This is a genomic window from Clostridium fungisolvens, from assembly GCF_014193895.1.
GTDB lineage: Bacteria > Bacillota > Clostridia > Clostridiales > Clostridiaceae > Clostridium_AR > Clostridium_AR fungisolvens.
Map to the genome: position 1 here is coordinate 2,291,563 of NZ_BLZR01000001.1, position 25,903 is coordinate 2,317,465.

Annotated in this window: 26 protein-coding genes; all 26 read right to left on the bottom strand. The window is 31.4% G+C overall.

Annotated features, from left to right (window positions below):
• Positions 1–36 precede the first annotated feature (36 nt).
• Positions 37–627: a CDP-diacylglycerol--glycerol-3-phosphate 3-phosphatidyltransferase gene (gene pgsA / locus bsdtw1_RS09735; protein WP_183277383.1), complete on the bottom strand. Its 591-nt coding sequence runs from the start codon at positions 625–627 to the stop codon at positions 37–39.
• Complete coding sequence (gene rimO, locus bsdtw1_RS09740; RefSeq protein WP_183277384.1) at positions 614–1,954, bottom strand: 30S ribosomal protein S12 methylthiotransferase RimO; 1,341 nt, start codon at positions 1,952–1,954, stop codon at positions 614–616. The genes pgsA and rimO overlap by 14 nt, the downstream gene beginning before the upstream one ends.
• Before the next feature lie 80 nt (positions 1,955–2,034).
• A complete protein-coding gene (locus tag bsdtw1_RS09745) occupies positions 2,035–4,332 on the bottom strand; it encodes an FtsK/SpoIIIE family DNA translocase (RefSeq protein WP_183277385.1) in 2,298 nt (765 codons plus the stop codon).
• 154 nt (positions 4,333–4,486) lie between these two features.
• Complete coding sequence (locus bsdtw1_RS09750) at positions 4,487–5,182, bottom strand: ClpP family protease (RefSeq protein ID WP_183277386.1); 696 nt, start codon at positions 5,180–5,182, stop codon at positions 4,487–4,489.
• A gap of 58 nt (positions 5,183–5,240) precedes the next feature.
• The gene (gene dapG, locus bsdtw1_RS09755; RefSeq protein ID WP_183277387.1) at positions 5,241–6,434 is read right to left on the bottom strand and encodes an aspartate kinase; all 1,194 of its coding nucleotides are present in this window, start codon (positions 6,432–6,434) and stop codon (positions 5,241–5,243) included.
• Between the two features lie 15 nt (positions 6,435–6,449).
• A complete protein-coding gene (locus bsdtw1_RS09760; protein WP_183277388.1) occupies positions 6,450–6,725 on the bottom strand; it encodes a YlmC/YmxH family sporulation protein in 276 nt (91 codons plus the stop codon).
• A gap of 51 nt (positions 6,726–6,776) precedes the next feature.
• Entirely contained in the window at positions 6,777–8,072 is a 1,296-nt protein-coding gene (locus bsdtw1_RS09765; RefSeq protein ID WP_183277389.1) for a M16 family metallopeptidase, read from the bottom strand.
• 53 nt (positions 8,073–8,125) lie between these two features.
• Positions 8,126–10,249: a polyribonucleotide nucleotidyltransferase gene (locus bsdtw1_RS09770; RefSeq protein ID WP_183277390.1), complete on the bottom strand. Its 2,124-nt coding sequence runs from the start codon at positions 10,247–10,249 to the stop codon at positions 8,126–8,128.
• A gap of 84 nt (positions 10,250–10,333) precedes the next feature.
• A complete protein-coding gene (gene rpsO / locus bsdtw1_RS09775) occupies positions 10,334–10,597 on the bottom strand; it encodes a 30S ribosomal protein S15 (protein ID WP_183277391.1) in 264 nt (87 codons plus the stop codon).
• Positions 10,598–10,717: 120 nt separating this feature from the next.
• Entirely contained in the window at positions 10,718–11,647 is a 930-nt protein-coding gene (locus bsdtw1_RS09780; protein WP_183277392.1) for a bifunctional riboflavin kinase/FAD synthetase, read from the bottom strand.
• Between the two features lie 10 nt (positions 11,648–11,657).
• On the bottom strand, positions 11,658–12,536 hold the full coding sequence (gene truB / locus bsdtw1_RS09785; protein ID WP_183277393.1) for a tRNA pseudouridine(55) synthase TruB: 879 nt from the start codon (positions 12,534–12,536) through the stop codon (positions 11,658–11,660).
• Positions 12,537–12,538: 2 nt separating this feature from the next.
• Positions 12,539–13,492, bottom strand: a complete 954-nt coding sequence (locus bsdtw1_RS09790) for a DHH family phosphoesterase (protein ID WP_183277394.1) — start codon at positions 13,490–13,492, stop codon at positions 12,539–12,541.
• 1 nt (position 13,493) lies between these two features.
• Entirely contained in the window at positions 13,494–13,844 is a 351-nt protein-coding gene (gene rbfA, locus bsdtw1_RS09795; RefSeq protein WP_183277395.1) for a 30S ribosome-binding factor RbfA, read from the bottom strand.
• Positions 13,845–13,858: 14 nt separating this feature from the next.
• Positions 13,859–15,949 carry a translation initiation factor IF-2 gene (gene infB, locus bsdtw1_RS09800; RefSeq protein ID WP_183277396.1) on the bottom strand — a complete coding sequence of 697 codons (2,091 nt, stop codon included), beginning with the start codon at positions 15,947–15,949 and terminating at the stop codon, positions 13,859–13,861.
• Between the two features lie 32 nt (positions 15,950–15,981).
• Positions 15,982–16,287, bottom strand: coding sequence for a ribosomal L7Ae/L30e/S12e/Gadd45 family protein (locus tag bsdtw1_RS09805; protein WP_183277397.1), 306 nt, complete (start codon positions 16,285–16,287; stop codon positions 15,982–15,984).
• Positions 16,280–16,546 carry an RNase P modulator RnpM gene (gene rnpM / locus bsdtw1_RS09810; protein WP_183277398.1) on the bottom strand — a complete coding sequence of 89 codons (267 nt, stop codon included), beginning with the start codon at positions 16,544–16,546 and terminating at the stop codon, positions 16,280–16,282. Before rnpM ends, bsdtw1_RS09805 begins: the two co-directional genes overlap by 8 nt.
• 23 nt (positions 16,547–16,569) lie before the next feature.
• The gene (gene nusA / locus bsdtw1_RS09815; RefSeq protein WP_183277399.1) at positions 16,570–17,616 is read right to left on the bottom strand and encodes a transcription termination factor NusA; all 1,047 of its coding nucleotides are present in this window, start codon (positions 17,614–17,616) and stop codon (positions 16,570–16,572) included.
• Between the two features lie 17 nt (positions 17,617–17,633).
• A complete protein-coding gene (rimP, locus tag bsdtw1_RS09820; protein ID WP_183277400.1) occupies positions 17,634–18,095 on the bottom strand; it encodes a ribosome maturation factor RimP in 462 nt (153 codons plus the stop codon).
• Between the two features lie 364 nt (positions 18,096–18,459).
• The gene (ispG, locus tag bsdtw1_RS09825) at positions 18,460–19,509 is read right to left on the bottom strand and encodes a flavodoxin-dependent (E)-4-hydroxy-3-methylbut-2-enyl-diphosphate synthase (protein WP_183277401.1); all 1,050 of its coding nucleotides are present in this window, start codon (positions 19,507–19,509) and stop codon (positions 18,460–18,462) included.
• 11 nt (positions 19,510–19,520) lie between these two features.
• Entirely contained in the window at positions 19,521–20,531 is a 1,011-nt protein-coding gene (gene rseP, locus bsdtw1_RS09830; RefSeq protein WP_183277402.1) for an RIP metalloprotease RseP, read from the bottom strand.
• Positions 20,532–20,542: 11 nt separating this feature from the next.
• Positions 20,543–21,697, bottom strand: a complete 1,155-nt coding sequence (gene dxr / locus bsdtw1_RS09835) for a 1-deoxy-D-xylulose-5-phosphate reductoisomerase (protein WP_183277403.1) — start codon at positions 21,695–21,697, stop codon at positions 20,543–20,545.
• Entirely contained in the window at positions 21,694–22,665 is a 972-nt protein-coding gene (locus bsdtw1_RS09840) for an AI-2E family transporter (RefSeq protein WP_183277404.1), read from the bottom strand. The genes dxr and bsdtw1_RS09840 overlap by 4 nt, the downstream gene beginning before the upstream one ends.
• A gap of 243 nt (positions 22,666–22,908) precedes the next feature.
• A complete protein-coding gene (locus bsdtw1_RS09845; protein WP_183277405.1) occupies positions 22,909–23,703 on the bottom strand; it encodes a phosphatidate cytidylyltransferase in 795 nt (264 codons plus the stop codon).
• 13 nt (positions 23,704–23,716) lie between these two features.
• Positions 23,717–24,481, bottom strand: coding sequence for an undecaprenyl pyrophosphate synthase (gene uppS, locus bsdtw1_RS09850; protein ID WP_183277406.1), 765 nt, complete (start codon positions 24,479–24,481; stop codon positions 23,717–23,719).
• Between the two features lie 120 nt (positions 24,482–24,601).
• Positions 24,602–25,159, bottom strand: a complete 558-nt coding sequence (gene frr, locus bsdtw1_RS09855; RefSeq protein WP_183277407.1) for a ribosome recycling factor — start codon at positions 25,157–25,159, stop codon at positions 24,602–24,604.
• An 11-nt stretch (positions 25,160–25,170) separates the two neighbouring features.
• Positions 25,171–25,881 (bottom strand): UMP kinase, encoded by a 711-nt coding sequence (gene pyrH / locus bsdtw1_RS09860; protein ID WP_183277408.1) that lies wholly within the window; start codon positions 25,879–25,881, stop codon positions 25,171–25,173.
• Between the last annotated feature and the right edge of the window lie 22 nt (positions 25,882–25,903).

The window sequence follows — 25,903 nt, forward strand, 5'->3', positions numbered from 1 at the left end:
CTTTAAAATTATCGACTATTTTTATGATTATTAAACCTATTTATCTGTATTTATTGCAGCTTTATTTTTTACAAAATAGTCCACTCCAGATAAAATAGTCACTATTACAGCTATATATAACGCAATAGTTGGTACTATATCAAAGAAATTGTTCATCCAACTATGTTTATATACTAATTCTGTTAAATACTTAGAAGAACCTATATTAACCTTTAATAACAATAAAATTATAGCAACAATTTGAATTACAGTTTTTATCTTTCCCCACCAACTAGCTGCAATAACAGTACCGTCAGAAGCTGCTATAGTTCGAAGTCCAGATACTGCAAACTCTCTAGCAATAATTATAACAGCAGCCCAGCTTGGTATTACATGAAGTTCAACTAATGAAATAAGTGCAGATGTAACTAATAACTTATCTGCTAGTGGATCCATAAGTTTTCCAAAACGAGTTATTTGATTTCTACTTCTAGCTATGTATCCATCAAGTTTATCAGTTAGTGAAGCTAATATGAAAATAAAAGTAGCTATAAAAGTACTATATGTTAAATCTCTAAAGGCTATAAATACTAAAAAGAACGGAACTAAAAATATTCTGATCAAAGTTAGTTTATTAGCAAGATTCATTACAAACAACTCCCAACAAGTCATATTCAGCGGAATCAGTAATTTTAACTTTTATTATATCACCAATAGTTAATTTATCATTAGTATGATTAACAATTATAGTACCATCAATTTCAGGAGACATTTCATAAGATCTTCCAATATAATTCTCTCCATCATGTTCTTCAATAAGAACATCATAGACATTGCCAATCTTAGCTTTATTAGTAGCCTCTGAAACATCCATTTGAGTTAGCATTAATAACTCTTCTCTTTTTTCTTTTACCTCTTCGTCAACATGGTTTGGCATTGAAAATGCAGGTGTTCCTTCTTCTTTTGAGTATTTAAACACACCAACCTTATCTAGTTTATAATCTTTCAAAAAGTTTTTAAGCTCGCCGAAATCTTCATCAGTCTCTCCTGGGAATCCTACAATTAATGAAGTTCTTAAAGTTATATCTTTAACTTTTTCTCTTAGAAGTTCTATCTTGTTAATGATAGCTTCTTTAGTTGTCTTTCTACCCATAGCTTTTAAAATATTATCACTTATATGCTGTATAGGCAAATCTATATATTTACAAACCTTAGGATTTGAAGCAATTTCATCTATTAATTCATCATATATTTCTTCAGGATAGCAGTATAAAAGTCTTATCCACTCAATACCTTCTATCTTACTTAATTCATTTAATAATACATGAAGTCTATTCTCTTCATATAAATCTATTCCATATCTTGTAGTATCTTGACCTATTAGTATAAGTTCTTTAACTCCAGCTGACGCTAATTTCTTTGCTTCTTCAAGTACACTTTCTAAAGCTCTGCTTCTATATTTACCTCTTATCTTTGGTATGATACAGTATGTGCAGAAATTATCACATCCTTCTGATATTCTTATATAAGCTGTTGCTTTATCAGTTGTAATAACTCTTTCACCTTCATTTATATTTGTATTACTGTATTCAAGCTTAGTTATCTTTCCTTCTTCTTTTTCTATAAAAGCTCTTATAAACTCATCGATTTTATTATAATCATTAACTCCAAGCATTATATCAATTTCAGGCATTAGCTCTGTTAGTTCACTTCCATATCTTTGAGTTAAACATCCTGTGGCGATAAGCAACCTACAGTTATATTTGTTTTTATATTCTGCCATCTCTAATATTGTATCTATAGATTCTTGTTTAGCCTTTTCTATAAAGCCACAAGTATTAACAATAATTATATCTGCAGATTTAGGGTCATTAGTTAATTCGTAACCAGACTTTAGCTTACCCAGCATAATTTCAGAATCAACCCTATTTTTGTCGCATCCTAGGCTTATCAAGCCCACCTTATATTTCGTCAACTTAATTCCTCCTGTGTTCAATACAATATATAATACAAATTAATTTTAAAACTGTTTCAACATTAAAACAAGTATTTTTTCTACATATTCTCAAGTTCTTCCTTTGATATTAGAACTTGTCTAGGCTTACTGCCATCTTTTGGGGAGATAATATTATTTTCCTCTAACTGTTCCATTATCCTGGCTGCTCTATTAAACCCAACTCTAAGCTTCCTTTGAAGAAAGGAAGTAGATGCCTGACCAGTTTCAACTACTATTCTTATAGCTTCATCCAAAAGTTCGTCTCCATCCTCAGGATTTGATGTACTTGATGAAGTAACTTCACTATTAATATGCTCTATTATTTCTGTTTCATAGGAAGTTTCTTCTGATGAACCTTTTATGAAGTTAATTACTTGCTCAACTTCCTCTTCTGATATAAATGCTCCCTGAATTCTTACTGGTTTTGATGCTCCAACAGGATAGAATAACATATCCCCCTTACCTAGAAGCTTTTCTGCACCGGATGAATCTAGTATAGTTCTTGAATCTATCTGGCTAGAAACTGCAAAAGATATTCTAGATGGTATATTAGCTTTTATAACACCGGTTATAACATCAACTGAAGGTCTTTGAGTTGCAATAACAAGATGCATACCAGCAGCTCTAGCCATCTGTGCTAATCTAGCTATATAATCTTCTACATCATTAGGGCAAGCCATCATTAAATCTGCAAGCTCATCTACTATTATAACAATCCAAGGTAATTTTTCTGTGATAATACCTTTATCAAAAAGATTATTATATGATTCTATATTTCTAACACCGCTATCTGCAAACAATTTATATCTTCTTGTCATTTCATTAACAGCCCAATTAAGAGCCGCAGCTGCCTTTTTAGGATCAGTTACTACTGGAATTAGAAGCTGAGGTATTCCGTTATATACATTAAGTTCAACTACCTTAGGGTCTACCATCAAAAGCTTAACCTCAGCAGGAGAATATTTATATAATATACTAATAATTAGAGTATTAATACATACACTTTTACCCGATCCAGTAGCACCTGCTATTAATAAATGAGGCATCTTACTTAAATCTGTAACAATAGCTTTTCCCGCTATATCCTTACCTAGAGCAAAAGCAAGATTGGTTTTAGTATTAATAAATTCTTCAGACTCTAATACTTCTCTAAGCATGACTGGTGTCAATTCTTTGTTAGGAACTTCTATCCCTACAGCTGCTTTACCTGGGATAGGGGCTTCTATTCTTACACCATTAGCAGCTAGCCCTAAAGCTATATCATCTGATAAATTAACTATTTTGCTTACTTTTACCCCTGCACTTGGCTGAAGCTCAAATCTAGTAACAGATGGCCCTTTAGTTACTTGTACAATTTTAGCATCAACTCCAAAACTATTAAGGGTTTCTTCAAGTTTAGTTGCATTTAAAAGTAAATCCTTCTTATCTTCCTTTTTAAGCTTTAAAGCTGAATTTACATTTAGAAGTTCAGTGGAAGGAATTTTATACTCTTTATCATCTGTTGAAAGCAATCTTTCTGTTAATTCCTTATTCACTACTTCCTTAACTTCGTTGTCTAATCCTTTTTTCTTATCTGAGGTATTGGTAGTGCTTGGAGTAGATATATTATTATCTGTTATTTCCACCTTTGTTGGAGCACTCTCAGACATTACTTCTTCATGAATTGACGCATTCTTCATAAAATCCAGTATTTTAATTTTATTATTTATTCCATTGATAAACTCATTTTGATCCGGATTCTTTTCCTCTATAACTAGGAAATCATCTTTTTTCTCTACCTGTTTAGGTTTCTCACTATTCTTTACATTCTTCTTCTGTAGAAAGCCTAAATCTATATTTATTGACTCTAACGAGAAATCAAATCCAATTATAAATACTATAACATAGATAGCTATATTTACAATGAAAGTACCAACGCTCCCAATTAACTTATATATAGGTAAAGTTATAGTAAATCCAATAATTCCGCTATGAAAATAATTTTGAGAATATATAATTGCTTTTAATGAATTTAAAAAACTAGTCTTGTCATAATAGCTTTCTATAGACATTACTTGTATAAATACTAGAGAATTTATTATTGCTATTGTTAAAGCTATAAAACTTTTAGATAACTTTATAACTCCTTTTGAGCTAATATATATTATTGATAAATATATCATATATATTGGCAATATATATGTTCCTACTCCTATTGATGATATAAAGAAACGTTTTGAAAAAAACGAAAGATATCCAGCTGCATTTGTATATATGCTTATAGCTAAAACTAGGCTCACTGCTAGTAATATTATTCCTGTTATATCAGTATTTTTTTTCTTTTGATTTTTTTTGCTTGTAGATTTTTTCTTAGCCATTCTTTTCACCTCCCTTTACTACTTCTACAAATAGGTTTAATTTCCTCTTCTTATTTACTCTTTATCTTAATAGCTTTTGTTATATCATAAATATAATTATCTATACTTTTTATTATTGCGAATTAGTAAAGAGTAAATAAACCATAGGTTTTCCCTATGGTTTATTTACACTATCTATCATTGAATTCAGTTTAGCAAGTGCTTCTTTAATTCCACCAACTTCATCTATGAGTCCATAATCTACAGCTTCTTTTCCTACTAAAATAGTTCCCATATCATTTAATAGCTCATCAGTTTGAAGCATTAACGTTTTTAGGGTTTCCTTATTTATTTTAGAAGTTCTAACTATAAATTCATTTATGCGTTCCTGCATTTTATTAAAATATTTAAAAGTTTGAGGAACCCCCAGTACCAATCCGTTCATTCTTATTGGATGCAATATCATAGTAGCAGAAGGGGATATAAACGAATAGTCAGATGCAGTAGCTAAAGGAACTCCTATAGAGTGTCCTCCACCTATTACTAACGAAACTGTAGGCTTACTTAAACTTCTTATCATCTCTGAAATGGCGAGTCCTGCTTCTACGTCACCACCAACAGTGTTTAAAATAGTTAATATACCTTCTACCTTTTCATTTTGTTCCATTTCTATCAGTTGAGGTATTACATGCTCATACTTTGTGGTTTTAGTTTGTGGTGGCAAAACACCATGACCTTCAATCTGACCAATTATAGATAATATATGAATTCTTTGTTGTGTTTCTTGAGCAGAATTTAAATTTCCAAGTTCTTTTATTGCTTCAATTTTATCATCTTGTTTTGTTTCATCTTTTTTTAGTTCATCGTTCATAATCATTCCTCCTGTACTTTACTATTTTGTACAAGAGAACACTCTATTATTCAAGCTATTACATAAAAGCTTTATGAAGTACATTAATTGCTTTTTCTACATCGAAGGAATGTATTAAGCACCATATTGTAGTATGAGAATCAGCTGTCTGGAGAACCTCAATATTATTATCATCCAAAGTTCTTATTATTTTGGCCATTACTCCAGGAATACCTTTCATTCTTGAACCAATTAAAGAAACCTTACTGCAGTCTTTAACTAAGCTGTATATAATATTTTCATCTTTTAACACTGATTCTAATTTCAACAAGTCTTCTGAATCAATCGTAAATATTTTTTCTTTTGGAAATATATTAATTAAATCTAAGCTTATTTTATTTTCAGCTAAAGTATCTAATACTTTTCTATATTCAATTTTATCTTTATTTTCTAAATCAGTTACAGTTACTTGAATTCTTCCTGACATATGAGTTATACCAGTTAAGATACGTGGATCACTGCTATCACCAACATTGTCTATAACCGTCCCTTTACTTTTAGACATTGTATTTCTTATTACAAGAGGTATATTTCCTCTCATAGCAATCTCTACAGCTCTAGGATGAATAACTTTAGCACCTTGATCAGCAAACTGAAACACTTCATTATAACTTATTTTATCTATCAAATTCGCATCTTCTACTATTCTTGGATCTGCTGTCATTATCCCATCTACATCAGTAAATATTTCAATTTGCTCACTTTTTAAAGCTACACCTAATATTGATGCTGTAGTATCACTACCGCCTCTTCCGAGTGTTGTAAAATTACCTTCTGCATCAGTACCTTGAAATCCACATATTACTGGTACTATTCCTTCGTTCAATAAGTGTATTATTCTCTTTGTATCTACGTCTAATAAGCGCGCATTGGAAAAATCACTATTAGTTATTATACCAGCTTGTCCTCCAGTCAAAGGCATGGCTTTAATATTGTTCATGTATAGTTCTTGACAAAGAACTGTAGAACTAATTATTTCACCACAGCACATTAAAAGATCAGTTGCATGCTTGTTTGATTTTTTAAAATCACTATTAAGAAGTGAAAGAAGTGTATCTGTTGCATACGGTTCTCCCTTTCTTCCCATAGCAGAAACTACAACTACTGGTGAATAACCATTGTTTATTGCTTCTTTAACTTTTTCAATTACCTGTTCTCTTCTCTCAGATGTAGATACTGAAGTTCCACCAAACTTTTGTATGATGATTTTCAAAATATCACTCCTTTGTTAAAGCTTTGTTCTTTTAATCATTTCCTCTTCGACGTCAAGTATTATTGTTTTTGCACCTATTTTTTTTACGTAATCCCAAGAAATCTCTAGGAATTCGTCTCCTCCAAATAGGCTAAACTTTGACATATTGACATTTATGATGAGAAACTTAAGTTTCCCCTCGTCATCTATAACTATATCATTGCTTGATAAAGAATTATACTTTTCGCCATCATTTACGTTTATGATCTCATAACGTTCCATTTCAGATAAATATTTTACATTGTCACTCATTGTAATACACCTCCTTAACATCAAAGTATGATACCAAGGAGGATTTTATGCTTATATATTTCCTTCACTGTTAGTGTATGCAACTATATCTTTTTGTGCTAGTGTGGACAAAGTATCTAAATTAATTTCTTTTCCAACAAATGCACCATTTATAATTCCTGGTTTAAAGCATTGTTCGAGCATAGTGTGAACTGTATCGAAATTAATTCTGTCTATTTTACTTATTATATCTTCTGGTTTATTTATTTTATTCAAGAATAGAACAGATTTACCATTGCTAAACATTCTACTACTAGTACTTTCTAGTCCTAAAACATAACCTGCTTTAATTTTTTCTTTGTTTATATTTAGTTGTTCTTTAGTGATTCCTTTAGAAATAAAAAGCTCTAATTCCTCATTTATGGCAAGCAGTGTTTGTTCTGCATATGCAGGATTAAGTCCTACATAAATATTTAACATTCCAGTATTTTTATAAGAAAGAGGATATGAATAAACTGAATAACATACACCCATTTCTTCACGAACTTTTTGGAACAACAGTGAGGATGCACCTCCACCTAAAATATTATTTAGAACTATTAAATTATATCCGTTATCGTCTCCAATTGGAACTCCTTTAAGTCCTAAATTTATATGAAGTTGTTCTATATCCTTATCAGAGCTTAAGAAATTATTTTTAAGCTCAGGAGTTGAATAATCTGTTATTATCTCTCTTTCAGATTTCCAACCTCCAAAATAATTCTCTACAAGTTTTATAAGTTCTTTGTATTCAAACTTACCACAGATAGATAAAACTGAATTTTTAGGTGTATAGTGAGATTCAACATAGTTAGTTATAATTTCTCTATTAAATGACCTTACAGTTTCAGGAGTTCCGAGGATTGGATATGCTAAAGAATCATCTTCAAAGGCTGCTTTTGCATGTATATCAGATAATACATCCTCTGGAGTATCTTCACCCATATTTATCTCTTCCACAACTACACCTTGTTCCTTTTGTATGTCTTCCTCAGTAAAATTAGAATTAAACATCATATCAGACAATACATCTAAGCATAAACCAGCATGAGTCGAAAGGGCTTTGAAGTAATAACAGGTAGATTCTTTACTTGTATAAGCATTTATTTGTCCACCCACATTTTCAATATCTTCAGCTATTTGTTTAGCATTTCTATTTTTTGTACCTTTAAACATCATGTGTTCTATAAAGTGAGAGATACCATTATTATGTAAGTCTTCATTTCTTGACCCATTCTCTACATGTAATCCTATGCTTATAGAGTCAACATGATCTATATATTCAGTAACAACTCTTAAACCATTTGGTAGTGTGTATAGATTATACATAAAAATACCTCCTTAAAAAATAAAAAGGCAATTTTTAAGTTGCCCTTTCATCGTTATTCTTTTGATTTATCTTCTTTTGATTTGTCTTCCTGTGTTTCAGCAATTGCATCTTTTCTAGATAGGTTAATTCTACCTTGGTTATCTATGTCAGTAACCTTTACAAGTATTTCATCACCTACAGATACAATATCTTCAACTTTATTTACTCTAGTTACATCAAGTTTAGATATATGAACTAAACCTTCTTTGTTTGGTAGTATTTCAACAAACGCACCAAATTGAGCAATCTTGACTACTTTACCTAAGTATATTTCTCCTGCTTTTACTTCACGAGTAAGTCCATCTATTATCTTTAAGGCTTCATTAACTCCTGCATGGTCTGAAGAGGAAACAAATATCTTTCCATCATCCTTAATGTCAATCTTAACACCAGTATCAGCTATAATCTTATTGATTATCTTTCCACCAGCACCGATTACATCCCTTATCTTATCAGGATCAATTTGTATTGTTGAAGTCTTAGGCGCATATAATGAAACTTCTTTTCTAGCAGCTGGTATACATTCTTTAATCTTATCAAGTATGCCAAGTCTTGCTTTTCTTGCATCATATATAGCCGTTCTTATACAATACTCTGATAATCCAGCTATCTTTGTATCAACTTGTATAGAAGTTATTCCTTTTTCTGTACCTGCTACCTTAAAGTCCATATCTCCAAAGAAGTCTTCTATTCCTTGTATATCAGTTAGAACTTCTTCTTCTGATAAATCTTCGGAAGTTATTAACCCCATTGCTATACCAGCAGCTGGTCTTTTAATTGGAACTCCTGCATCTAATAATGCTAAAGTAGATCCACAAACTGATGCTTGTGATGTAGAACCATTTGAGCTTAATACTTCAGATACAAGTCTTATAGTGTATGGGAATTCTTCTTCCGATGGTATAAGTGGTTCTAGAGCTCTTTCAGCTAATGCACCATGACCAATTTCTCTTCTACCTGGTCCTCTTAAAGGTCTAACTTCACCAACACTGTATGATGGGAAGTTGTAGTGATGCATGTATCTCTTAGATACTTCTTCGCCAATTCCATCTAGAATTTGAACATCTCCTATAGCACCTAAAGTTGCTACAGTCATAACTTGTGTAAGTCCTCTTGTAAATATACCTGTTCCATGAGTTCTTGGTAAAACTCCTACTTCACAGCTTATTGGTCTAACCTGATCAAAAGCTCTTCCATCAGGACGTCTTCTTTCATGTAGAAGCATATCTCTTACGATTTCTTTTTGAATTCTGTATACAACGTCATTAACATCTGACATGTTATCTGGATATATATCAGCAAAGTGTTGTACTACACTCTTCTTAACTTCATCCATTTCTTCATTTCTTTCATTCTTGTCGATAATATACATAGCTTTTTTTATAGTTTCAAAGGAATATTCGCGAACAGTTTTTTCAAGTTCTGCATCAACCTTGTATATTAAAGGTTCCTTTTTCTCTTTTCCAAAAGCTTTCATTGCTTCTTCTTGGAAAGCAACTATATCTTTACATGCTTCAAATCCAAAAGTAATAGCGTTTATCATAGTTTCTTCTGGTATCTCGTGACCACCAGCTTCAATCATCATAACTCTATCTTTTGTAGCACATACTGTTAAAGCAAGTATCATTTCTTCTCTTTGCTTTGATGTTGGATTTAATATAAATTCATCACCGATTAAACCTACTTGTACTGCGGCTACTGGAGTGGTGAATGGGATACTTGATAGACAAAGAGCAGTTGATGCTGCATTTATCGCAAGAATTTCTGGAAGGTTATCATTTTCTACAGAAACTACTGTACAAACTACTTGTACGTCATTCCTATATCCTTTAGGGAAAAGTGGTCTAAGCGGTCTGTCGACAGCTCTTCCATTTAGAATTGCTTTTTCTGAAGGTCTACCCTCTCTCTTGATAAATCCTCCAGGTATTTTTCCTACTGCATATAATCTTTCTTCATATTCAACACTTAAAGGAAAGAAATCAATCCCCTCTCTTGGTGATTCTGAAGCATTAGCGTTTGTTAATATTACTGTATCACCATAGCTCATTAAGATAGCAGTATCTGAAAGCATTCCTAACTTTCCAAATTCTACTTTCATTTTTCTACCAGCTACGGTGGTTTCATGAAAATGATTCATGTGTTATTACCTCCTTTCGGTTACTTATGTAAAACTTTACTTTAGTTGATAAAATAATAGAGCGGTATAACCGCTCTTTTCAGATTAACCTCTTATACCTAATTGTCCTATTATTGCTCTATATCTTTCGATATCTTGAGAAGATAGGTAGTTTAAAAGACCTCTTCTTTGTCCAACCATCATTAGAAGACCTCTTCTTGAATGGTGATCTTTCTTATGAACCTTTAAATGTTCAGTAAGATAGTTGATTCTTTCAGTAAGTAGTGCTATTTGCACTTCTGGTGAACCAGTATCTCCTTCATGTCTTGCGTACTTAACTATAATTTCTTGTTTTCTTGCCTTATCCATGTGTAAACACCTCCAAAATTATCCCCTAGTTCCATGAAAAAAGATGGCAAACCTTTTATCTTAGGATTAGGTTCTCAAAGGTATTATAGCAGAACTGATTTTTATTGTAAATGAATTTTTTTACAATCCACTTAGGTTTTTTCTTGATTCAGCAAAAGCTTTGTCACTAATTAGTTGCTGCTGTAACTCCTTTAGGCTATTAAACTTTTCTTCATTTCTTATTCTTTCAAGAAAATAAACTTTTAATTCATCGCCATAAATATTTTTATTAAAATTTAATATATATGTCTCTATGGTTATATTCTTACCATTTACAGTAGGATTATAACCAATAGAGGTTATACTTTTATATAACTTACTCTTATAAACTGTATTTGTATAATAAACTCCAATCTTAGGAAGAACTGAGCTAGATTCAACCTCAGTATTTGCAGTAGGAAATCCTAAAGTTCTTCCAAGCTGCTTTCCTTTCACAACTGTACCTCTAAGAATATATGGTCTAGTAAGTAGTGCATTAGCACCATCCAAATCCCCATCAATTAGAAGATTTCTTATCTTTGTGCTGCTTATTATATTTTCTTCATTCATCAAAGCACCCATAATATGCAGTTCAAATCCATACTTTTCACTTAGAGTTTTTAGAAGATTTATATCACCTTTATTTTTATAGCCAAACCTATAATTAAACCCAACTATTATGCCTTTAGCATTGTATTTATTTAAGAGCATTTCTATAAATGCTTCAGGTTCAATCTTCATAAAGTCTTCATTAAAATTTATGAGACAAGCAATATCAATACCTAGTTCTTCAAGAATCTCAAGTTTTGTTTTATTATCAAGTAGCAATTTAGGAGCTCTATCTTTATTTACTACTGTTAGTGGATGGTTTTTAAAAGTAAAAACCATACTAGAACAGCTATTTTTCTTAGCTAATTCCAAAGTTTTATTTATTAAACTCAAATGTCCTAAATGCAAGCCATCGAAACTACCTAGAGCTATAAAAGAACTTTTTTGTAAAGAGATTTTGCTATTTTCATCAATAATTATCATCTTTGTACCTCTAATCTAATAATAATTTTTCCAACTTAAAGCCATCCCTATTCATCTTACCAAGTCCAATTAAAGATCCTTTGTTATCATACACTTTATAAAGCTTTTGAAAATCAAGTTCATCTCTAATCATTGTTCTATCACTTACTCTTACACCATTAATTAACAACTTAGAGAATTTTTCGTTTACGTTAATACTATCATAAAATTTTAATGCATCTTCAATTGATATAATAAATTCACTTATATTAGATTCATTTAAATCTTCTAACTTAACGCTATTTCCTAAAGTGAAAAATCCATTTCTAGTTCTACACAAAGCAGTCATAGTTGCACCTACATTTAATTCATTTCCTATATCAAAACATAGGCTTCTGATATATGTTCCTTTGGAGCAAGTGACATCCATAGTGACAAAAGGTAGAGCTATCTCTATATTATCTATAGAATATATGTTAACCTTTCTTGCCTCTCTTTCTATCTCTTTTCCTTGCCTCGCAAGCTCATACAATCTCTTTCCATTAACCTTAAGTGCAGAATACATAGGAGGAACCTGATCTATTAAACCAATAAATTTAGATATTACATTTAAAACATCCTCATTCTTTATATGGTCTGTCTCTGAAGTCTTAATAACAGTTCCTTCTAAGTCATATGTATCAGTTACTAATCCTAACTGAAAACTAACTTTGTATGATTTTTGATTTTCCATTATATAATCAATTATTTTAGTTGCTTTTCCCATACAAACAGGAAGAACCCCTGAAGCTTCAGGATCAAGGGTTCCTGTATGTCCAACTTTTTTTTCCTTAGTTAAAAACCTAACTTTTCTAACTACATCAAAAGAAGTCATACCTGTGCTTTTATTTATATTAATTACACCATTCATATCTATATCTCTTCTTTTATTTGATTTAAAACTAAATTTTTAGCTTCGTTTAAGGATATGTTTTTCATAGTAATTCCAGAAGCTCTTATATGGCCGCCTCCACCGAAAACTGAAGCAACTTTGTTAACGTTCAAATATTTTTTAGATCTTAAGCTTACTTTAACTCCATCTTCAACTTCCCTAAATAACACTGCTCCCTCAACGCCTCTAATTTGGAGTCCTTGAGATATTATATCTGAAGAATCATCTAAAACTATATTTAACCTACTAACTGTATCCTTAGTAATTTCCATAACAGCAAGCTTTCCTTCATATATAAGCTCTGTATTTCCTAGTACATACCCTATAAGTTTTAGCTTTTCAAAAGGCTTGTTATCAAATATATTGCTGTGAATATCTGAATGATTAATATCAAACTTTAGAAGTTCAGATGCAATATTATGAGTAGTTGGAGTAGCATTTGAATGTCTAAAAGACCCAGTATCTGTAACAAGAGCAGTATAAAGACATTTTGCGATATCACTATCCATTTCAGCATTTAATAAATTTATAAGACTATATACTATTTCTGCTGTTGCAGAAGCAGTAACATCTATAAAATTTAAATCACCATAAAGATCATTTGATAAATGATGATCTATATTTATAATAGTACCTTTAAATCCTTCTAAATCTGCTGAAATTCTCTCTTTGTTTCCACAATCAAGTATTATTACACAATCACTATCTTCTTTAGGACTTACACATTCTCCATTAAGCTCATTTGAAAAAGGAAGGAAGCTTAAATTATATGATATCGTATCTTTCGATATCATATAAGCTTCCTTACCAATTTTTTTTAAAGCTTGATATAATGACAACACGCTACCAGCAGCGTCACCATCAGGAGAAACATGAAATGTAATACCTATTTTATTCATCGGTAAAATCTTATTAGCAATTTCATGTAGTGTCATTCTATTTCTCCTTTATCTTCTCTAAAAGAGAATCTATATGCATTCCTTTTTCAATAGACTCATCTAACTGAAATAATACTTCAGGTGTATGTCTTAAATTAATTCTATGACCTAATTCTTTACGAACAAATCCACTAGAACTCTTTAAGGCACTAAAAGTGCTAGCCTTTTCCTCTTCACTTAAACTAAATATACTAATATAGATATTAGCATATCTTAAATCCTTTGTTACTACTGCATCTGTTACACTTATCATAGCAGTAAGTCTAGGATCCTTTATATTATTTCTTATTATATCACTTACTTCTTTTTTTACTTCTTCATTTATTCTTCCGCCTCTATAGTTAGGCATGAAAATCACCTCTTTTAAAGTTCTTTTCTTTCAATTGCTTGCATAGTAAAGGCTTCAACGATATCGCCTTCTTTGATATCATTAAACTTTTCTAAACTTAATCCACATTCGTAACCTGCATTAACCTCTTTAACATCATCTTTAAATCTCTTTAACGATGAAAGCTTTCCTTCTAAGATAACTATTCCATCTCTAATTAATCTAATATCTGAGTTTCTTACTAGCTTACCATCTAATACATAAGATCCTGCAATAGTTCCTACATTAGAGATCTTGTAAGTCTGTCTTATCTCAGCTTTACCAAGGATAACCTCTTTGTACTCAGGTTCAAGCATACCAATCATAGCTGATTTTATATCTTCGATAGCATCATAGATAATTCTGTATGTCTTAATATCAACATTTTCTTTTTCTGCTATACTTACTGCATTGTTGTCAGGTCTTACGTTAAATCCTATAACAATGGCATTAGAAGCTGTTGCAAGAGTTATATCTGTTTCAGTTATTGCTCCAACTGCACCATGAATTACTCTCACTCTAACATCCTCAGTAGATAATTTTTCTAATGAAGATCTTATAGCTTCAACTGAACCTTGAACGTCAGCTTTTACTATTATAGCAAGTTCCTTTACTTTTCCTTCTCTTATTTGGCTATATAAATCTTCAAGAGAAACTCTATTTGAGTTATTAAAGCTTTCTTCACGATTCTTTTCTCTTCTAGATTCAGCCATTTGTCTAGCAGTCTTTTCATCCTTAACTACTATAAATCTATCTCCTGCTGAAGGAACATCTGATAGACCAAGAATTTCCACTGGAATAGAAGGACCAGCTTGCTTAATCTTCTTTCCTTTATCATCAAACATAGCTCTAATTCTTCCATATGTTGAACCAACTACGATTGAATCTCCAGAATGAAGTGTTCCATTACCGATAAGTAATGATGCAACAGCTCCTCTACCTTTATCAAGTTTAGCTTCAACAACAGTTCCCTTAGCTCTTCTTGATGGGTTAGCTTGAAGTTCAAGCATTTCTGCTGTTAGAACTACCATTTCTAGAAGAGTATCTATACCTTCATGAGTTTTTGCAGAAACAGGAACACATATAACATCTCCGCCCCAATCTTCTGATACAAGACCGTACTCTGTAAGTTCTTGTTTAACTCTTTCGATATTAGCTCCTGGTCTATCCATCTTATTTATAGCTACAACCATTGGTACATTGGCAGCCTTACAGTGATTTATTGCTTCAACTGTTTGTGGCATTATACCATCATCAGCAGCTACTACAAGGATAACTATATCAGTAATTTGAGCACCACGTGCTCTCATCGCTGTAAAAGCCTCATGTCCTGGAGTATCTAAGAATGTTATCTTTTGATCGTTAACATTAACAGTATAAGCACCTATGTGCTGAGTTATACCTCCAGCTTCTGATTCAGTTACCTTTGCTTTTCTTATAGCATCAAGTAAAGAGGTCTTACCATGGTCAACGTGACCCATTACTGTTATAATTGGAGGTCTGCTTTCAAGGTTTTCACCATCTTCAGTTTCCTCTTCAAATATTTCTAAAGTAGCTTCTTCTGCTTTCTTTAAAACTGAAACTCCATACTTTTCTGCAACTTTTTCAGCTGTAGCAAAGTCTATTTCTTGGTTTATAGCAGCCATAACACCAGTGAAGATTAAAGTTTTTATTACATCAGCACCAGGTTTATTTAACTTTTCAGCTAATTCCTTAACTGTTATTGTATCGCTGATTTCAATAGTACCACCGTCTAATACAGTGCTATCTTCATCATTAACTTCTTCATCATCTGATTTCTTTTTCTTTCTCTTTTTAGCAACATTATTAACTTCTTCAGCTACCATTTCCTCATATTCATCTACGATAGTTTTAGAAACTTCCTCATCATCATCATCTGAACCTGCTGGAATTATAGTGTGGTCACTACCTGCTAGCAGTTCTTTAATAAGTTCTGCATCTTCGTCTTCTATAACACTCATATGATTCTTAACTTCTATGCTAAATTCATCCATAAGCAAAGTGATAAGATCCTTACTTGCTACATTTAATTCTTTTGCTAATTCATATACTCTAATTTTTGACATAGATTCACCCCCGACAAAATTCGTTGGATTTATCAAATATTCTCCTGAATCTGAATTAATTTCTTAGCCATATTTTCTTCTGTAACAGCTAAAACATTAATTTCACTTCTTCCTAAGCTAAGTCCTAAGTCTTCTTTAGAGAAAACATCAATGGTAGGGATATTTTTTTCTATGCAATATCGCATAAACATATCCTTACTTTTAGGTGAAAGCTCAGTTGAGAATATAAACAAATAAATCTTTTTCTTCTTTAATATTTCTTCACATCTATTGTAACCTTCAATTAAGTTCCCGGATTTTTTTACTAGTCCTAAAAATTGAAGAAACTTATTAACCATTTACAATTTCATCCTTTAAGTTATTATAAATATTCTCATCGATTGTTGTTTCAAGATTTTTATTAAGTCTTTTTGCTTTAAATGCTTTATCTAAGCATTCAACACTTTTACAGATATAAGCTCCTCTACCGGACTTTTTACCTGTCAAATCAACTGATACAACGCCCTCAGGACTTTTAACAATCCTTATGAGTTCTTTTTTTGGTTTCATTTCCATGCAACCTGTGCACATTCTCATTGGAATTTTTTTTGGTTTCATTGTAGCACCTCCAAGCTTCAGAACTATTCAGTCTGAGACTTGCTTTTAATATCAATCTTCCAGCCAGTAAGCTTAGCAGCTAATCTTACATTTTGGCCTTCCTTACCTATAGCAAGTGATAATTGATTGTCATCTACAACTACCTTAGCAGATTTATTATCTTCATCAATTGCAACATCTAAAACTTTAGCTGGACTTAAAGCATTAGCTATATATTCTTCAGGTAACTTACTCCATTTAATGATATCAATTTTTTCATTTTTTAACTCATTAACTATGTTTTGAACTCTTGACCCCTTTGGTCCAACACAAGCTCCCATAGGATCAACAGATTCATCAGTTGTATTTACTGCAATCTTAGTTCTTGAACCTGCTTCTCTTGCAATACTCTTAATTTCTACTACACCTTCAAAAATTTCAGGAACTTCTAACTCAAAAAGTCTTTTTACAAGTCCTGGATGAGTTCTTGAAACTAAAACTTGAGCACCTTTTGAAGTGTTTTTTACTTCTACAATGTAAAGTTTTAACTTTTCATTAAAATTATATTCCTCACCAGCCATTTGCTCATTAGGTCCTAGAATTGCTTCTATTCTTCCTAAATCAACAAAAACATTGCCTTTATCTTTTCTAATTATTGTTCCAGTGATTATATCAAATTCTTTTTGAATGAATTCATTATAGATAATATTTCTTTCTGCTTCCTTAATTCTTTGGATTACTACTTGTTTTGCAAGTTGCGCTGCTACCCTTCCAAAGTTTCTTGGAGTTACTTCTATTTCAACAACATCATCTATTTCATATCTAGGATCAATCTCTTTTGCCTCATCAATTGATATTTCTGACACTTCGTCATAAACAAAATCAACAATTGATTTTTGTGCATAAACATGGATTTCACCAGTTTCCCTGTTCATACTTACTCTTACATTCTGCGCTGCAGTAGTAGAATTTGCATAATTCTTCTTATATGCAGCTACAAGAGCATCTTCTAAAGTTGTAAAAATAAGATCTTCACTTATCCCCTTTTCTTTTACAATCTCTTTCAATGCACCTATAAATTCTTCATTCATTTTTTTAACCCTCCTTACTAAATCTCCCCTTCGATGTTTACAGACTTTATTTTATCTTTAGGAACAGTAAATTTCTCACTGTTTTCTGCGATAACTAATGTATCATCTGTTACTTCTTCAAGTATACCTTTAACATTTTTTTTACCATCAACATTTTTAGTGAACTTTACAAAAACCTCCGAGCCAACAAATCTTTTATAGTGCTCTTCAGTAAATAACTGTCTATTAAGTCCAGGCGAAGAAACTTCTAAATAATATGGATCTGTTATAGGATCCTTTTCATCTAGAATATCACTTATTCTCCTACTTACTTTCTCACAGTCAGCTAGAGATATACCTTCTGGCTTATCGATATATATCCTTAAGTAGTATTCATTGTTTTCCTTTACAAACTCAACGTAATAAAGTTCATATCCAAGTTCATCTACAACAGGCTTGCAAAGGTTATTTAAATTTTCTAAAAGTGCATCTTTTTTCATATCTATCCTCCTTTAAACACCTAGCAATTTTTATTAGTATTCCCAGATAATAAATCTATATTGATTATTATGCAAAAACGCAACTTTCAACAAGTTGCGTTTACAAATAGAAAGAGCGGACTTTTATGCCCACTCTTATCTTGCTCTATTGTAAATAATCTACTAGTGTAATCATAACATAGTAATTATTGGATTACAAGTACTAATTTATATTAGCATAAATGAATATTCTGATTTATTACTTTATTCACCAAAAAAATTATTATTAGCTAATGATTTAATTGATTACTTATCTTCTTTAAGTTTTTAAATTCCATAAAAATTTTATATTTTCCTTACAGTAAAAAAAGCGACTAAGTCGCTTTTAAAAATTTTCAATTTCTTTAATTAATTCATTAACTAGATCTTTTTCATCAACTTTTCTAACTATTTCACCTTTTTTGAATATTAAGCCCTCACCATTTCCTCCAGCTATTCCAATATCGGCTTCTCTAGCTTCACCAGGGCCATTAACAACACATCCCATTATAGCTACTTTTATATTTTTCTTGCAAGATGCTAGCTTACTCTCTACTTGCTCTGCTATATTTATCAAATCAATTTTTGTTCTTCCGCATGTCGGACAAGATATAAATTGTATTCCTGATTTAACATATCCGAAAGTTTTAAGTATTTCACGTCCAACTTTAATTTCTTCAACAGGGTCTCCTGTCAAAGATACTCTGATGGTATCACCAATTCCTTCAGAAAGCAATGTGCCGATACCTATGCTTGACTTAATAGTGCCTCTCCATAATGTTCCGGCTTCAGTAACACCTAGGTGAAGAGGATAATTGACATTCTGAGACATAAGCCTATAGCTGTCAATCATCTTTAATACATCTGCCGATTTTATTGATATTACTATATCATTAAAATTCATATCTTCCAGTATTCTTACATGTCCAAGAGCGCTTTCTACTAGAGCCTCAGGAGTTGGACTTCCGTATTTTTTCAGCAATTCTTTTTCAAGTGATCCCGAATTAACTCCAATTCTTATAGGAATCTCTCTTGACTTTGCAGCTTCAGCCACAAGTCTAACTCTATCAGCGCTTCCTATATTTCCAGGATTTATTCTAAGTGCCGATACTCCATTTTTTATAGCTTCTAGTGCTAATCTATAATCAAAATGAATATCAGCTACTAATGGAATATTGATACCTTTTACTATATCATTAATAGCTGCTGCAGCTTCCATATCTGGTACTGCACACCTAACTATATCACAACCAGCCTCTTCAAGTCTTTTTATCTGTTCTATAGTACTTTTAACATCTCTAGTATCTGTGTTAGTCATAGACTGCACTGATACGGGTGAATCTCCACCTAAAAATACACTTCCAACTCTAACTTTTTTTGTTTGCTTTCTGTCCATAAAACCATCTCCTACAAATTAACTGGGAACAATATATCCTTAACTGTTACTAAAAGCATCAACAGCATAAGTAGTGAAAATCCCACAAAGTTTAATGCACCTACAACTTTATCAGGAACTTTCTTTCTTGTTATCAGTTCAAATAATAACATAATAATCCATCCTCCATCAAGTGCAGGAAATGGCAATAGATTAAATACTGCTAGCTGAACACTTAAGTATGCTGTAAACCATACTAAAGTTATTATACCACTTTTAGCTGCAGTTCCTGTCATTTTAACTATAGTAACAGGTCCACCAACATCAGTTTTTAAGTTAGCTTTTCCAGTGAAAATTGTCTTTAAAGCAGAAAATGTTTGCTTAACCCATGAAGCTGTTCCCTTGAAGCTATACTTAACACTTTGAAATACAGAAGGGTTCTCAACAAAATCATTAGTTATACCTATCATTAATATTCCATCACTATTTTTAGTTGGTACTATACTAAAATTTTTAGTTTCGCTTCCTCTTTTTAACTGAACATCTACGGCATTACCCTTTGACATGGCTATCTCGTAGGTTAAATCATCTTTAGTCAGCACTGTTGAATTATTCACTTTAGTTATTTGGTCACCTTGCATCAATCCTGCTTTAGCTGCTGGAGAGTCTTTCACAACATCCTTTACAACAGGTATTGCATATCCATTGTGAAATGTAAAAATACTAAATAAAACTATTGCTAGAACATAATTCATAAAAGCACCAGCAAATATTATTGATATTCTTTGAAGTGGTGATTTAGATAAAAACCCTCTATTATCACTAGTTGTTTCTTCTTCACCGTACATCTTAACATAGCCACCTATAGGTAGAGCCTTAATCATATATTCTGTTTCTTTCCCCTTAATACTGAAGAGTTTAGGTCCCATCCCTATAGAAAATTCATCTACCTTTACCCCATTGAGCTTTGCTAAAGTAAAGTGTCCAAGTTCGTGAATTAATATTAATAAACTAAATGCAATAACTGCAAAAACTATATACACAGCAGTTCCTCCTATTCATACTTTTTAAATACATAATCTCTTACTTCTTTATCAATAGACTTTACATTTTCTAAGGTTACTTCTTTGTTGTAGTCGAACTTATTCATACATTCTTCAACAACATCTCCTATTTGTAAAAATTCAATTCTATTGTTCAAAAATAAACTTACACATGCCTCATTTGCAGCATTAAGTATACAAGGCATAAGTTTTCCAAGCTTTCCAGCTTTAAATGCAAGATCAAGGCATTTAAAGGTTTGCAAATCTGGAGTTTCAAATGTTAAAGTGCGCAAAGTTTTAAAATCTAACGTTCCTCCAATATTACTTTTCCTACTCGGATAATTTAATGCATATTGGATAGGTAACTTCATGTCTGGAGTTCCAAGTTGCGCAATTACGGCTCCATCTTCATATTGAACCATAGAGTGGATAACTGATTGAGGATGTACAACTACCTCTATCTTGTCATAATCACAATTAAAAAGCCAATGCGCCTCGATTACTTCCAGACCTTTATTCATAAGCGTAGAAGAATCAATTGTTATCTTTGGTCCCATTGACCAATTAGGATGTTTTAATGCATCTTCTAAAGTAACAGCACTTAAATCATCTATTTTTTTTCCTCTGAAAGGCCCACCTGAAGCAGTAAGTAATATTTTATCTATTTTGTTCATTTTATTTCCTTGAAGACTTTGAAAGATTGCACTATGTTCTGAGTCTACAGGAAGTATAGTAACATTGTTCTTTTTCGCTTCTGACATAACTAATTCACCAGCAACCACTAAGGTCTCTTTGTTTGCTAACGCTATAGTTTTCCCAGCCCAAATGGCATTCAAAGTTGGTTCTAATCCTACCATACCAACAACAGAAGTAACAACAATGTCCACTTCTCTACGGGTTGCAACTTTATTCAAGCCCTCGATACCAAAGTTTACTTCTATATCATACCCTTTTTTAGTACAATAATCCAAAATTATGTTATAAGCTTCGAAATCTGTCATAGCTACTGTTTTAGGCAAAAATTCATCTATTATATTCATAATACTCTGAGTACTTCTGTGTGCACTTATCCCTATTAAGTTAAAATCATCTTTATGAAATCTTAATACATCTAAAGTTTGTGTTCCTATAGAACCAGTTGCCCCTAATATTGCTATATTTTTCATGTAAAATCCTCCTGAGTTGAACTGATTATTATATTTTTAGCTAGAAGTATATATAGTGGTCCTGATATGATACCTATTATTCCAAATAGGTTAATTCCTATATATATTGAGATAAGAGCAAGTATAGGATGAATATCTAGCTTATCTCCAATAAATTTAGTTTCAAGAATTTCTCTATTTATTTGAATTAGAATGTATAATACCACCAATCCAAAGGCTATGAAATACTCCTTTAATACAATATTGTATATTATTAGTGGAATAAATACAATAATTGTTCCTACATAAGGAAGTACATCAAGCATTCCACATATAATTGCTAACAAAAATGGTTCTGGCACTTTGAAAAAAATAAAACCAATTAATGTTTCTATAGTACTAATTAATGCAAGCATTATTTCAATAGCAGCTAGCTTTTTTAATTTTAAAATAGACTTACCTATATTATTAATTACTGAGGTTGGCAAAAATGAATAAAAAGCTTTCTTTAATACAACCTCATCTACCATCAAAAAGTAAACACAAATGTTAGCAATAACATAAGATACAATACTTTCAGATGTATATGCAGCACCTTTTCTTATAATTGAACTGTCAATCAGGTTGCTTCCCTTATTTAATATATCACCACTACCGCTTACTGTAATTAAATTAATAAAATCACCATAAAAGGATCGTAGCTTGTCTATATTTAAAACAATATATTTTTGAAAAAGCAGAATTATATTGTTACTTAAATAAAATATCATAATAAACAAAAGCAAATTTAATACAATTATACTAAAAGCTGCCGATAATTTAAATGATTTTGTAACTTTCGAAAAAAATTTTTGTGAAGGTTTTGCGAGTAGATATAAAACAACAATATATAAAAATGGATTAAAATAGTTTTTAACTATATATGACACTAGTAAAATTATAATCAATAAAATTAGTAACTGAATTAACTTAGCGTATTCTTTTAACATTTTCATTCCTTTCTAAAGCGGTTATTCTTCATTTAAGATATTCACAGTCCTATTAATATAAGTACTTTAGTTAAGTATATTAATAAGAATATAAGTATATTAATAAAAAATAAAAAAACTCACAGTGCATTTCTGCATTATGAGTTATAGTATATATAGATGGACACTTTATAATCAAATTTATATTTTCAAATTAAAGTGTTTCATCTTTATTAAAATTCAGTTGATTTTACATAATATAATTTATATAGATAATACAAGGTGAAGATACATATATATTATAGTTGAAGCGAATAATATACTATCAAATCTATCAAGTATTCCACCGTGACCTGGTATAAGATTGCTATAATCTTTTATACCTACATATCTTTTTATAGAAGATGCTATTAAATCTCCAAATTGGCAGAACACTCCACATAATAACCCTATTATTATATAATGATAAAAAGGTATGTTATGTATAAAAGAGTTTATGTAGTATCCATAAACTGATAAAGCTAAAGTGCTACCAAATAATCCACCGATAGAACCAGCAATGGTTTTCTTAGGACTTACTTTAGGGCAAAGCTTTCTTTTTCCTAAATATTTTCCAGTATAATAAGCTACTGTATCACAAAGCCATGATGCTAAGAATATTAACCATACTAAAAACTTACCATTAGGCATAGCATTTATCAGGTAAATAAAACTGAAAAAGACGCCTACATATAGAAATCCTAGAATAGTTAATGAAACATCTATAAAAGTATATTTCGTATTAATAACCGGTATACAAAATAAAATAATTAGTGCTATTATCAGCAGATACACTAGCTTTTCTATATCTGCGTTTATAAGGTAATAGCAAATTAGAAGACCGTATCCAACTGGCCATATTGGATTAAAATCTTTAACTTTCATTGTTTTATAAAATTCATACATACCAATCATTGAAATTAAGATCGTGAAGTACTTCAAATATACTCCACCAAGAAATATAAAAATTAATATTGGGGCAATTATCAATGCACCTAGATATCTGTTATTCGATTTCATAATATCACCTCAGTTATTTTATGCCGCCAAATCTTCTATCTCTATTCTGATAATCGTAAATAGCTTTATGAAGATCTGACTCTGAAAAATCAGGCCAATTTATATTGGAATACCAAAACTCAGAATAAGCACATTGCCAAAGCAAAAAGTTACTTAATCTTTGTTCTCCACTTGGTCTAATAATTAAATCTGGATCTGGCATACCTTTGGTATACATATGAGATGAAATTACTTCTTCATCAATGTCTTCAATTTTTAGTTTTCCATCTTTTATATCCTGTGCTATTTTTTTTACTCCATCTATTATTTCAGACCTACCACCATAATTCAAGGCAAGATTCATAACTATACCTGTATTATCTTTTGTTCTTTCGTATGCACTTATAAGTTCCCTACTGCACCTTTCAGGTAACTTAGAAATATCACCTATATGATTGATAACTACGTTGCTTTTATTAAGTTCGTCAAATTCTTTCTTTAAGTATTCAACTAATAAATCCATCAAAGCACTGACTTCATCCTTTGGTCTTTTCCAATTTTCTGTTGAGAAAGCATATAGAGTTATATACTTAACACCTAACTTGTCACATTCTTTTATAATTCTGCGGATTGTTTCTACACCAGCTTTGTGACCAATAGTTCTCGGAAGATTTCTTTGTTTCGCCCATCTTCCATTGCCATCCATAATTATAGCTATATGTTTCGGGATATTATCATAATTTAAATCTATACTTACATCATCACTTATAGTGCTTCTCTTTTTTAAGAAGTCAAACATAATTTTTACACTCCTATAAGAAGATTTATGACATTATTAATAGTATCAATATTTCTTCATACTAATATATTTTAAACAAATTTTATTTAAAGAGAAAAAAACCTGCTAAAGAAGCAGGTTTTAAACTGTCATAATTTCTTTTTCCTTATCTGCTACCATTTTATCTATTTCTTTTACATAACTATCAGTTATTTTTTGTATATCTTCTTCAGCCTTTTTGATTTGATCCTCAGAAATTTCTCCATCTTTCTTTAAAGCCTTAACTTTATCATTAGAATCTCTTCTGATTGATCTTAAAGCAACTTTAGCTTCTTCCCCAGCTTTCTTAACATTTTTCACTAGGTTTTTTCTAGTTTCTTCAGTAAGTTCTGGAACTAAAAGTCTGATTATTGTACCATCATTAGTCGGATTTATGCCTAAATCTGATTTCAGTATAGCTTTTTCTATTTCCTTTAAAAGCGATTTTTCCCAAGGAGTAATCACAAGTAGTCTTGGCTCTGGAGCAGAAATGTTAGCAACTTGATTTAAAGGACACATACTTCCGTAATAGTCAACTTGTATTCTATCAAGCATGGTTGGGTTAGCTCTTCCAGCTTTCATTGTTGCAAACTCAGAGTGTAAAACAGTTAAAGTTTTTTTCATTTTATCTTCAGATGCTTTTATAATATCCTTAATCATCATAAACCTCCTTATTTATTACAAACTAAAGTACCAATTGTTTCTCCACATGCGGCCTTTTTTATATTTCCTGGTTCATCAAGTCCAAACACAAGTATTGGAATACTATTATCCATACATAGTGAAGTCGCTGTAGAATCCATAACTTGAAGACCTTGTTCTAACACTTGAATGTATGATAAAGTATCATATTTTTTAGCGTCATTGTACTTATGTGGGTCTTTATCATAAACTCCGTCAACTTTTTTAGCTAAAAGTATAACATCTGCTTCTATTTCAGCTGCTCTTAAAGCTGCAGTTGTATCAGTTGAGAAATATGGGTTACCAGTGCCTGCTGCAAATATTACAACTCTACCTTTTTCAAGGTGTCTCATAGCTCTTCTTCTTATAAAAGGTTCTGCTACTTCTTTCATTTCGATTGCAGTCTGAACTCTAGTAAGTACACCTAAACCTTCTAATGAATCTTGAAGCGCAAGTGCATTTATACAAGTTGCTAACATACCCATATAATCAGCAGTAGTTCTATCCATTCCTTCTCCACTTCTGCCTCTCCATATATTTCCGCCACCAACTACAGCACCAACCTCAATGCCCATATCTACAAGCTCTTTTATTTCACTAGCTATTCTTGTTGCTACGTTAAAATCGATTCCAAACCCATTATCACCAGCTAGAGCTTCACCGGAAAGTTTTAGTATTACTCTTCTATATTTAGCTTCCATTACACAACCTCCACCATGTAGT